This window comes from Ezakiella peruensis, assembly GCF_900215725.1.
Taxonomy (GTDB): domain Bacteria; phylum Bacillota; class Clostridia; order Tissierellales; family Peptoniphilaceae; genus Ezakiella; species Ezakiella peruensis.
In genome coordinates, this window is the sequence record NZ_LT962469.1 from 500,660 (window position 1) to 513,908 (window position 13,249).

General features: G+C 35.4%; 6 protein-coding genes. All 6 read left to right on the plus strand.

The genetic code is table 11. The features are described 5' to 3' along the window. The first annotated feature begins 2 nt into the window (after positions 1-2). The 6 genes from CUU59_RS08300 (at position 3) to CUU59_RS02430 (ending at position 13,023) form a co-directional block, all read left to right on the plus strand. Positions 3-2,003 (plus strand): ABC transporter ATP-binding protein, encoded by a 2,001-nt coding sequence (locus CUU59_RS08300; protein WP_099950420.1) that lies wholly within the window; start codon positions 3-5, stop codon positions 2,001-2,003. Positions 2,004-2,088: 85 nt separating this feature from the next. Next, positions 2,089-2,652 carry a hypothetical protein gene (locus CUU59_RS02410; RefSeq protein WP_099950421.1) on the plus strand — a complete coding sequence of 188 codons (564 nt, stop codon included), beginning with the start codon at positions 2,089-2,091 and terminating at the stop codon, positions 2,650-2,652. Position 2,653: 1 nt separating this feature from the next. After that, positions 2,654-3,421: a hypothetical protein gene (locus tag CUU59_RS02415; RefSeq protein WP_099950422.1), complete on the plus strand. Its 768-nt coding sequence runs from the start codon at positions 2,654-2,656 to the stop codon at positions 3,419-3,421. 9 nt (positions 3,422-3,430) lie between these two features. Further along, entirely contained in the window at positions 3,431-5,905 is a 2,475-nt protein-coding gene (locus tag CUU59_RS02420; RefSeq protein ID WP_099950423.1) for a hypothetical protein, read from the plus strand. 23 nt (positions 5,906-5,928) lie between these two features. Next, positions 5,929-7,605 carry a nuclease domain-containing protein gene (locus CUU59_RS02425; RefSeq protein ID WP_099950424.1) on the plus strand — a complete coding sequence of 559 codons (1,677 nt, stop codon included), beginning with the start codon at positions 5,929-5,931 and terminating at the stop codon, positions 7,603-7,605. 294 nt (positions 7,606-7,899) lie between these two features. Beyond that, a complete protein-coding gene (locus CUU59_RS02430; RefSeq protein ID WP_099950425.1) occupies positions 7,900-13,023 on the plus strand; it encodes a Cna B-type domain-containing protein in 5,124 nt (1,707 codons plus the stop codon). The last annotated feature ends 226 nt before the right edge of the window (positions 13,024-13,249 follow it).

The following is a 13,249-nucleotide window of genomic DNA, read 5'->3' on the forward strand; positions in this document are numbered from 1 at the left end:
AAATGACAGATACAACAAAATTACTTGAAGTAAAAGATTTATATGTAACATTTAATACCTATTCAGGAAAAGTTCACGCTGTAAGAGGAGTTAACTTTGATGTTGACAACGGTGAAACTCTTGCTATCGTTGGTGAAAGTGGAAGTGGTAAGAGTGTTACTGCTAGAGCTATAATGAGAATACTTGCTAAAAACGCTAACGTTGAAAGTGGAGAAATCATATATAAGGGTAAAGACCTATTAAAGATCACAGAAAAAGAAATGAGTGAAATCCGTGGTGACGAAATCGCTATGATCTTCCAAGACCCACTCTCATCTCTTGACCCTGTTATGAGAATAGGTAAACAAATTACCGAAGCAGCTAGAATTAAACACGGCACATCTAAAGAAGAAGCTAAACAAAAAGCTATTAAATTATTGGATGCAGTTGGTATTTCAAACCCAGAAGTTAGATATACACAATTCCCATTCCAATTCTCAGGTGGTATGAGACAAAGAATTGTTATCGCAACAGCTCTTGCTTGTGACCCTGAACTTCTAATTTGTGACGAACCTACAACAGCTCTGGACGTTACAGTTCAAGCTAAGATTCTTGAATTAATTCAAGATATACAAAAAGAAAGAAATATCGGTGTAATCTTTATTACTCACGACCTTGGTGTTGTTGCTAACCTAGCAGACAAAGTTGCTGTTATGTATGCAGGTAAGGTTGTAGAATACGGTACTGTATATGATATCTTTGAAAAACCAAGACATCCATATACAATGGCTCTATTATCAGCTATGCCTGACCTAGAAACAGACTCAAATCATGAACTTTATACAATTCCAGGTGCACCACCAAATATGCTTTATCCTCCAGTAGGAGATGCTTTTGCACCTAGAAACCAATTCGCAATGAAGATTGACCTTGAACAACAACCACCAATGTTTACTGTTAATGATGATCACTGGGCATCAACTTGGTTACTACACCCTGAAGCTCCACAAATTGACTTTGAAACATTTAGGGACAAGGTAAGAAGCGATGCTTATGAAAGCGTAAGTAAACACGTTGCAACTTCAGAAGAAGAACCTATTTTAAGTGTTAGAAACTTGAAACAATACTTCAAATCAGGTCGCGGTAAGAACAAGATGATTGTTAAGGCTATAGATGATGTTAGCTTTGATATTTATAAGGGCGAAAGCTTTGGTCTAGTTGGTGAATCTGGCTGTGGTAAGACTACAACAGGTAGGACCATTATCAAACTTTATCAACCGACAGATGGTCAAATTATATATAAAGGCAAGGATATATCTGGTAAACTAAACAAAAAAGATAAACGTGAAGTTAACCAATCAATGTCTATGATATTCCAAGACCCAATTGCTTCTATTAACCCAAGAATGACCGTTAAGGAAATCATTGGTGAAGGTTTAAGAATTAACAACTTAACTTCTTCAGAACATGAAATGAACGAACTTGTATATCAAATGCTCGAAACTGTTGGACTTACAGCAGAACACGCCAACAGATATCCACACGAATTCTCAGGTGGACAAAGACAAAGAATTGGTGTTGCTAGAGCTCTGATTACAAATCCTGACTTCGTTATTGCTGACGAACCAGTTTCTGCACTTGACGTTTCAATTCAAGCTCAAGTTCTTAACCTATTGAACTCAATTAAGCGTAAACTAGGACTAACAATTCTATTTATCGCTCACGACTTGTCAGTTGTTAAGTACTTCTCAGACAGAATTGGTGTTATGTACTATGGTAAGCTAGTTGAACTTGCAGAAAGTGAAGAATTATATAGAAACCCACTTCACCCATATACACAAGCTCTTCTATCAGCTATTCCAATTCCTGATCCTAGAATTGAAAAGGGCAGACACCACTTAGTTTATGATCCATCAATGCACAACTATGAAGTTGATAAGCCATCATGGACTGAAATTAAGCCAGGACACTTTGTTCTAGCAAATGAAGCTGAAATTGCTGAAATGAGAAAGAATTTAAAATAAAATTTATATAAAAAAGGGGAGTGGGCTTAGCCTCTCCCCTTAATTTTTAAAAAACACAAGCTAAACTTGTTATATTGGAGATATTATGAAATTTAAGAAATTTTTTAAAGTCCTATGGATTGCATTATTTATTATTTTTTGTATAGTTGCTATTTATATGGAGGTCGTTAGAGTGGATAATGTTAGACAATTATCTTCTAATGAGCTTAATGCAGAAGCGGTTCGTAGGATCAAAATGTATGGACGTTTATTTAACTTTTTGATTGTTTATTTATTTTTTTTAGGGGCCTATGCCTTTGTTAGTGTATTTAAATTACTAGTTAGCCCTAGAGTTGGGGGAAATATATTCAAGATTATACTTGCATCCGCTTTATATGTAGGATCAATAGCTATAATGGTCATCGGTTATAATAATATTTTAAATGTTAACTTTTTTGTTGAACTTACCGGAGCCTTATCTGAGCCTTCTATTAAAACTTCATATACTCATTTGCTAATGCTAGCCTTTATTGGCGGGGCCAAATACCTTGAAAAATCAATAGATGATGAAATGGTTAAAAACCACAAGAAAGATGTTGTTAATTCAGAGCTTTATAATAGACATAAAGTTTTGAGAGACATCATCAAAGATAATAGTAAGGATGACTAGTATGAATTATAATATGTATAAGCCAAAGGAAGCTCCAAAAAAGTTTTTCTCTTATCAAAATATTTTTTGGACATTTTTTGCATTGAGTTTTGTTTATATATTTGCTAGGTATTTTGTACATGATGCTACAATTTACAGGAGCCTTGCAGAAGAGAGAATGTTAGCTGAACCTGGTTTTACTTACTCGGGTTTCATCAAGTTTATAGGTAGTCAAAAATTTTCACTAATATGTGAATTTATTGGCAGAATTTGCATACCTATGGCAATATTTTGCATATTTTTATGCATCTACAATGGCAAGCTTAATCTGTGGCCAGTTCTTTTTGTCATTATTTTTGCTGAAGGCTTTTACCATTATTTTAACTTTAAGCAATTTTACTTCGGAGAATTTTCTGAAGTATTTATGGTCCTATTATCGATTCCGTTTTTTTACGCTTGGACGATGGTAAAAAGGAATGGTAAGGCTTGGGCCTATAGGCTGCTATTAACATTTAGCCTTCTCTTTATTTCAATATTTTTAGGAGTGAATTATGCAATTTCACTTTCTATTTATATTATTTCTCTAGCCTATTTTGATCCAGTAAGGTCAAGTCAGGCTATTTTTGGTGCCATTAGCATGTTCCCTCAGGGATCTTCGGTTCTTGCAAATTTATTTGTATATTTTTATGACGAAGACTTTGACAGAAAGAGAACAAACAGCTATTGGCTTTTATTTTTGCCAATTTTTACAATTATTATATTTATTTTAAGAAACAAAATTTTAGGATAGGTGATTTTTATGAGCATTTGTGATTATGTTGGAAAGGAACTTTTAGGTTGGATTTATTACAACGAAAATTATTCCCACGGAGAATATTCAAATAGCATTAATAGGGTTTGCTATGTTTATCCGCGTTTTATTTTAAGTGATGGGGAAGTCTTACCAGTTAATCCAGAGGATTTTCCCCAACTTGGAAGTTTTGAAGTCCGCATACAAGGAGGATTTTCAGCCGAAGAAATTGTTGACAAACTAACACATTTGGTTTCAATTAGGATTAATTTTGAACCAGAAGTTGACACCAATCAACAAAACAATTTTTATAGGATGAAATTTAATCCATCTTATGGGGATGATTCAAGTGAAGTTTGGTTAGAAAGATTTAAAAACGATAATTTTATACAGGTTATTAATAGCGAAGATTCTTTAGAAACAATTATAGAAAATAGAAAACTTGATTATGTTTTAGAAAAAATTTATACAGATCAAATTTTTATAAAGGCTAGGGATGGAATTTGTGGTCCTTTTACTTATTTTGTAAATGATAATACGGTTGAACTGGCTGCTGTTGGTGAATACGATTACAATTTATTTATAGATGAGGAATTTATTTTAAACAAGTTTGTTTTCAAGGTTGGAGACAGGGCTGAAAACGGCGTATTTTTAACTTGTAAAAACTTTTTGGATGAAAATAAGGACAAACTCAAAGTCCAAGATTTTATCTCAGATGAGATGCTAATAGAAACTGTCTTAAGTGTTTTTGAACGCGAAGAAAATATCAACAGCGCTGATGTAAATGCACTTAAGAAAGCCCTATTAACATCTATAAACAATGTTACTTATCCAAATGCTAGCCAGGACAGGGTTGAGCGTTTCCGCAATATTATTAAGCAATCTGAAATGGGGACTGATTTCCTGTTTAAAATAGCTACATTCTTGCTCAAGGATGACAAGCTAAAGGACTATGTAATCAGGCTAATTTTGGACAATAATTTTGAAGAAATTGAAGACAGACTAACTATTTTTATTGAAGTTAGAGAAAAAATATCTCAGCTAGAAAGAGAAAAAGACGCCTTACAAGATGAGGTAAATAAGCTAAGTATAGATGCTAAAGATTCCAGAGAATTTTTGATCAAAGAGAACGAAGAATTGGCCAAAGAACTTAATGAACAAATCGCGTCTATAGAAAAAGAATTGGAAGAAAGGCACGAAGAACTCAGGCTCATGGGTTATGTAAATGACCTGGCCGCTGAAAAAAATTGTTTGGAAGAAACAATTCAAGAAAACAAGACAGAACTTGAAAAATTAAAGACAATCCAAGGCGAAGTTTTGACCGAGCTAAAAGATTCTGTAGACGAGTACAAAAATATTGGTCGAGTAATCGCTAAGGATTTGAGAAAAGATGGTATGGATGATTTTATGTCCACTTTAAAAGGCCTCAAAAACTTTGATTCCACTGATAAGAAAGAATTTGAATTGGCCAGCTTTAATTCAAAAGAAGACCTGGTAAATTATGTTTACTACATGATGAATTTTGAATATAACTATAATATTTCGAGAAATATGGTTGCCAACCTCTTGGTCCTCTTTGGCATGTCCTATATAACCAATATCAATGGCAAGACTGGATCAGGCAAGACCTCAATGGTTAGCATCTTTGCCAGAGCTTTGGGTTTAAGCGAAGAAAGCGGTTTATTTATAAAAGTAAATATCGATCCAGATATCAGGAGTTCCAGAGACCTAATTGGTTTTTACAATCCTGTTTCTGGAGAGCTCACCGCTAACAACAAGAGATTATTAGATATGATGGACAAGACTTGCGATGGAAACCTGCCACATATTGTGCTCTTTGATAACGCAAACTTATCAATGCCAGAACACTATATGGCCAGCTTTTTAGAACACGAGATAGGATCCAAAGATTATTTAAATCTAGGTGGTGGCAAGGAAATTCAATTAAAAGATAATATGCGGTTTTTTACAACCTTGCAAAAAGACCATACCAGCTTGGAACTAACTTCTCGTTTTTATGACAAGACGGCAACAGTCGAAGCAAAGTATGAGAGCAAAAACTTCTATCAAAAAGACATGGATGATATGAGTCCCAAGGGCGTTGTTAAACTTTCAGATATACTAGGCTTACAAGCCAAGCATGATAATATTAGTCCAGATGTAGAAAACAAGCTAGCTAATATTTCTAATGTATTGAGGAGATATGGCTCACCTCTTAGCCCCAGAACTATAATGAGGACTAGGCAGTTTATTTCTTCAATCACCCCTCTACTCAAAACAAATATAAATGAATTCAAATACCTGGCACTTGAAATGGCAGTATTACAATTTATGCTCCCATCCAGAATTTCTACCAGCATCAATAAGAGACTTATTGATGGACTCTTGCAAGAGGTAAAAGAAATGCCAAGACTAGAAGAATGCCTTGTAGCCTACAAGGATATGTATGATAACTTTATTGAAGATATATCTGTAAGCTTCTAGGGGGTGGTAGTATCAACAGTTATTTGCAGCTTAAATGCTATAACACAAACACTGAAAACTCCATCAATCTAAATAACGGCTTTGGCAGGGATAGGTACACCAACGGAGTAGTATTTGAAAACGGCTACTATTCAATCAACTTTGTAATATATTCAGCCAAGGAAATCGTATCAGGCGAATTTTATATTGACGAAGAGGAAATTGGCAGCCTAGAATTAATTGAAAAATCTAATGACAGATACGATTTCAAAGTTGTCTACAAGGGGTCTAATGAAAAAGACAGATCATATCCATTTTTGATGATGATCGATAGTGTCAGGCTCAGGATTCATTTAATCTATGATGATGAAAGTGAAGATTTTTATTCCAGTGACAAGGTACTGGTAACCACCAAGACCAATGATGACCAGAAAAATGTAGACGATATGATTTATTACATTTCTGGTGAACACGGTCTCAGTCGGCAGATTGATACGAGTTACGAGGAAGACACAATAACACTGGGTCTTTACAACAACCTCGTTTCAAATATTATTAAAACCTACAACAAGCACAAGGCCATGTACGAAAGGGATTTTTCTGCAAATGAGCAAATAATCTCATCCAGGCGGAGGATTCTCAACAGCGACTTTCTGGGATCAAATTTGACTCGCGGGCCAAAGGTTGAAAAAGAACGCTTGGAGATAATGGAGTTTTTAAATGAACTTACAGGAGCCAGCAAAAAACTCTACAAAAAAATCCTGGAAATAACAAAAGATATGGAGAAAAAATACACCTCCATTAAGAGGTCTTTGCCAGAGGGCTATAGTGCACCCATAGTTATCACTTACAAGCTAAGGATAGACCGGGTTTATGTCGAACTCAGAAGGCTGGTTAAAAACATTGAGATTATGCAAAACATCTTGCTTAGGAATCGCTTTAAGTCCAAGGGCAAATTCAAACTCATTTCCAATATGAGCGATTATATAAATCCAGTTTTCTGGGCATATATGAACAGATGGGTTCATGCTCGCAAGGTAAATCTCAGATACCACGAATTTTATTTTAATATAGATTCCCTTGACAAACTCTACGAATATTATTGCTTGGCAAGATTATTAAACTGCCTAAAAGACATGGGCTATATAAAGGCCGAGACCAAGGACAAGCAGTTCTATTATCCAACTGTCAATAATGTCTTTCAAAATGAAGATACACTCTTCAATACATTTTACAGAGAAAGGGACGGGGTTAAACTCTCTTTGTACTTTCAACCCCTGATATATAGGAATCAATCCTTAAATGAAATTGAACTACTTAGGACAAGCGGCGGTGACGATAATTTTACTAATTTCAACAAAACAGGAAATTATTATTCACCAGATTTTATCTTAAAATTCCAAGGCAAAACCACCAAGTATCTGATACTTGACGCCAAATACCAATCCAGAAACACAATCCTGCGTGGACACATGGACCAGGTCATCTCAAAATACTACAATCAAATCAGAAAAACTGACGGCAAGCGAGACCAGATGGTTTATGTCCTACAGGGACGTGTTGATGAAAATAAAGCGGATATTTGGTTTTATGAAAATCTAGACGATGGATTGATAGAAGATTTTTATAGTGATTTTGGAATATTTAAATATAGTCCAGATAATTCAAGGAATATGGCTTTCTTTAGATTAATTGAAAAATTAGCGGAAGAAGTAAAATAAAACTCATATTAAACTTAGCATTAAAATAAATGCTAAGTTTTTTTGTGCGTGAAAAATCGCAATATAAATATTAAAAATATAAAAAAATATACGAATACTATATATGCTAAAAAATGCGGGGGGGGGGTAGAAATAACACAATATGTAGTTAGTTAAGTGTACCACACATAGGACAAATTGTGTAATATACCTTGATTTTACTCAATAAAATAAGTATAATTAAATAAATATAGATATTAAAAAATTATAAAAATATTTATATTATAAATATATGAATGAAAGGAGGTGAAAATAGTGAAAAAAAGAGTTATAATAATTTTTTTAACTTTGCTTTTTACTATACTAGCATTTGGTAAAGTAGACCTATATGCAGAAACAACAGATGAAGGAACAATCGTGGAGGAAACAACTTTAAGCGGATCAGCATCAGAAACAGAAGAGACAAAGGAAGAACCAGAGGAAACACCTCAAGATGTAGAAAAAGTAGAAGAAACTGTTGAAGAAGTAAAAGAAACTGAACAAGTAGAAGATACTAAAGAAACAGTTGAAGAGGAAAGACCTCAAGTAGAAGATAAAACTGAAGAAAAATCAGTAGAAGAATCAGAAGATCAACAAACAGTTTCTGATGCAAAAGAACCTGTTGATCAAGAAAGCAAAGAAGAAGAAATTACAAAAGACGAAGAAAAAGCTGAAGAAAAAACCGAAGAAAAACCAGAAGGTGAAGTAGAGACTGAAGGTGAAGAACAAGCCGAAACTGAAGTTGAAGAAAAAACCGATAGTGAAGGCGAAGAAAAATCAGAAGTTGAAGGTGAAACAGAAACTGAAGCTGAAGGTGGGGAAAAAGTCGAAGATTCAGAAGAAGCTAAAGAAGCAGAAAAAACTGAAGAAGAGACTGAAGGAGAAACTGTCTTAGAAGAAGGTGAAGTCCTTGAAGTTTTAGAACTCGCCGAAAACCCACTAGCTTTAGGGCAAGGTCAAGGCGGACTAGGCAATCCTGTTAAAGTAAAAACTTTTAAAGAGTTAAAAGATGCAATTACAAAAGCTGGCAACACACCAACAACCATTGTGATTACTGAGAGCTTTACAATTACAGAAGCTTTGACAATTGGAGAAGAGCAGGATATTACTTTAACAGCTGAAAATAATCGAAAAGAAGATGCTTGGGTTCCAGTTGAAAAACCAGCTGATTATGCTGGCCAAGGTGAATCTAAACAAAGAGAGATCATCGAAGAAGGCAGGAGACGTGGAGAAGATGCTTTAGATAAAGCTGATTTAGAAAAAAATCCACTTCCTTCTGAAAGTCAAGATATCATTATAAAAAGAGCTGATGGATTTACAGATGATACTTTGTTTAAAGTACTAGGTAAACTCACGCTCGGTACAGATGATAAAGCTGTTTATATTGACGGTAATGGAGACATGGCACAGACAAAATTATCTAATAGTGGTTCTGTTATCGATGTTAATGGCGAACTAATAATGAAGAATGCTGTCATTATGAATTCATACAATAAACATGGCTATACAGGTCCAGTACGTGTTAATGATGGCGGAAGCTTTACTATGGAAGGCGGTAGAATTTCTAAAAATACCTCCTATGAACAAATTGATGCTGAATCTTCTCATCCATATGCAGCCGGGGCTGTTTATGTACGCCCAGGTGGGACCTTTATCATGAAAAACGGTTTGATTGATAACAATACAGGCGGTATGACAGGTGGTGTGTTTGCTGGAGACCTTTGGGGATCTAAAGGTAATCCTGCTGTTATTGAAATCAATGGTGGTATTATTGCCAAGAATGAAACTAAAACAGCTTACCAAATGGGTGCTGGATTAGCTGGCTTTCCAGCATCAAAAATCACCATTACCGATGGTATTATTGCTGGAAACTATTCTGAGGATGTAGGTGGCGGAATTGCTATCTCTTCTCGCTATGTTAATGATCCTGTCAACATATATAACAAGGAGAGTGCTTATGTTCAAACCGACTACGACAAATTCATTAAGGAAAACAAGGCAGAAGCAAAAATTGACGGCGGTTTGATTTATAAAAACAAAAGTGATGCAAATGGTGGCGGTGTCTTTGTCGATTCCAATGATGTCACATTTGGAAAAACAATGATTTTAGACAATCATTCTTCAAACCATGGTGGTGGCATCTATGTTTCCTTCCCACCAATTACGCAAAAACTTGAGCATATTCTCATTACAGAGAACAAGGCAGAAGGTTATACTGATGGTTATGTAGGCGGCAGCAATGGTGGGGGCATTTGGAATTGTCCTACTGGATATGTCCATATTGGCGATGGTCACAGTGTCTATGTATACAATAACAATGCAGGCAGCTATGGCCAGGATATTACTTTCGTTAAGAAAGCTTGGAACTTTGAATTAAACGGAAAGCGTCTTGGAGGCGAATTTTACTCTCATATTTCCCCAGTAACTGAAGGAAATAATATTATAAAATATGTAGAGGATGGTCGTGGCAGAGAATACGGCGAAACTATTCCTGGACATCTTTCCTACCATACCACCTACACTTATCTCAAGGCAATCTACAATGACGCTCTTATTAAAGAAGCATGGGAAAATTCTGAAACTTTCGTTTTAGGTAATAAGGCTCGTAACGGTGCTGGTTTAGGATCCAACGCAAACTTAATCACTGAAGATAAAGGTGATTATCAAATCGAATTCAATAAAAAATGGGATGAAAGCGTTGATAAATACCATGCTCCAACAACGGTTTGGGTAGATTTATTTATCGTTCCAATAGACAAGGATGGGGACTATGTTAAAGCGAATTATGGTAAAGACAATAAGCTTTTCAAATATGGAGAAGTTTTAATTCGTGAAGAAGATGGATGGCGTGCTCGTTTTGGTGCTAATAAATATAATGGTGCAAATAAAGAAAAAGTCTTAGAATTACTTGGTATTAAAAGTTTCACAGATATCGGTTTACCGGAAAATGCTTTTAATATGGACAAGGGTCTACCTTTCACTGCGGATGAACTAGCTGCAAGAGGCTATAAGTATTTGGTAGTAGAACAAGGTACTGGTTATTATGTAGAAGTAAGTGAGGAAAAACCGATAGAAGATAAAACGGTACAAGCCGGTGTCATTGAAATCACCAGAGAATATAATGATGATTATGACGACGAATTTGTGAGAAAAGATAAGGACCTATACTTCTATCTCTATGATCCGGAGAAACAAGTATTGACCCGTATTGGCCAAAGTACAATCCACGAAGATGATAATACACCAGGAACAGGTAAGACGACTTTCGCTCATCCGATCTTACTCAAGAAAATCTCCGAAACGAAATACTACGGAAAAGATCGTGTATTTACTGAATACCTTGAATATGGTTGGGACGGTATGGTTGGCTATCATAATGAAGACAAAGGTTATGCCATTGTCCTTACGGAAAATGAAGACGGCACATTGACTGTGGAAGTACCTTACTTGTGGATTGATGACTATTATGGTGATGGCTTTTGGGTTAAACAAATCGAAGGAACGGAAGATTATGAGATAAAGGGAAATAATGCTCACAGCTTTACCCTCACGAACTCCAATTGGGGACAATTAGATGTCGAAAAGTCTTGGACGAATATTGAAGAGATAGACCAACCTGAATCTATGGACTTCTACTTGCTCTTAGATGGCAAGCGTGTTATTGAAGATTACGACAAGGATGGCAAACCTATCTATAAAAAGCTCACGCTTACAGCTAAAGGTAAATGGAAGGGTACTTTTAAGCAATTGAATCCTAAGGCTTTGGCAGCAGGAAAATACACGCTTGAAGAAAATTCCGATATTTTTGCGCCAGAATTTATCAACAAGAAAGAGAAGTTTATTGTTCGTATCGGGTATGCCAATGAATACCACGAAGAAGGTATGGAGGAAAATCAATATACTCTTACAAACAGACATTTTCCAAGTGAAAACTATAAGAATGCAGATGGAACTTATCGAGACGTCAAATTGAATCTATATTTGGATGGAAAGAAAATTCAAGAAGGCGTATTTCACTTTACAATTAGAGAAAATCCGATAACCGGTGCTCCTTACGCAGAACTTGATAAGAATTTTGCATTTGACGCTGTGGAAGTTGAAACTTACGGTCAAGGTATTCCCGTTAAATACTATGATGTCATCACTAATGAAACGGGACGTGATGAGTACAATTTCTATCTAAGAAAAGATGAAAATGGAGCCTACGCTCTTTATTTGCCTCGCTTAGTCATTAAAGGTGTACCTTATGCAGAGCTATTTATTGCATATAGTAATGAATATAATGAAACCTACCAACGCTATGACCCGACAACTATGGTTAAACCTTTAAAAGCTGACGTAGATTGGCAAATTAAGACAGAAAACCATTATGGTCCAGATCACAAGATTGAATTTTTGAAGGAATGGTTTGGTGGATCAAATAAAATTCCTGAAGAAATTACGGTAATTGTTACTAACGAAGAAGGTGAGGTTAAGGAAATCAAACTTACCAAGGAAGGTAACTGGCAAGAGACCATAGAAAACTTAAAGGGAACCCTTCGTAAGCATGGATATACCATTAAGGAAGTGGAAGTTCCAGGTTTTAATAGTGACATTAAGACAGAAAAAGCTGGATTAAAAGTAATCGGCCAGGATAAGGATGGAAAAGAAATAACCCTTAACTATGTGACCGATGAACTTAAAAGGATTTTAGCAGAAGGGAATTATCGTTATGAAGTCTTTGAACTTTCGGAAGAAGATAAAAAGAAAGAATTTAATCAAGCTAATTTAAGCACCTTTATCAAAGTTGAAAGACAAAAAGACGGTAGATATATCATTCGTTATGCGAAAGATGTAAGCTTAACAGAAATATTCTCTGTTAATATTAAAAACACAGAAGTACCACCAGATGAACCAAGAAAGACTTACGTAAGAGTAAGCAAGGTTTGGGAAGCTCTTGGTGAAACAGCTTCAATTCAAGTCGAACTCTATGTAAACGGAGAAGCTACAGGCAGATATATGACATTAAGTGAAGCGAATGGATGGACTGCGACCTTCTATGACCTTGATGAATATGATCACCTTGGCAACAGATACGTTTACACAGTAAGAGAAGTTGGAGATGCAAATGGAATCTACAAACTAGGCGATAGGGAATTTGAAGTCTCCTATGCAGGAAACATGGACAAGGGATTTACAATTACAAATAAAGAAATCCCACCAGAAGAACCTGAAGAACCAGAAGAGTCCGATGAACCAGAACCAGAAGAACCTGAGGAACCAGAGGAAGCTGAAGACGAAGGTGGCGGAGAAAATATTATTCCAAAGACAGGAGTAAAGACAGACGCTAAATCAATCTACTTGAGCTTAATTTTCCTAATAGCTTTGGTAGTATTGAAGAGAAAAAAATATAGCAAATAAAATTTGATTTATTTAAAACAAAAAGTGTGCGAATGTTTTAAATAAAAAACTAATTTGCTAAAAAGAAATGACCATTAATGGATGGGCTGTCCATTAGGGTCATTTTTTATGTAATGATTTGCTATTTAATTTTGGGCATAAAAAAATCCGCTAACATCTGCGGATTTTTCAAAAACAAAACAATAGGATGATTTTATTATAGCATGCCTTTGCCAATACAAGTTAC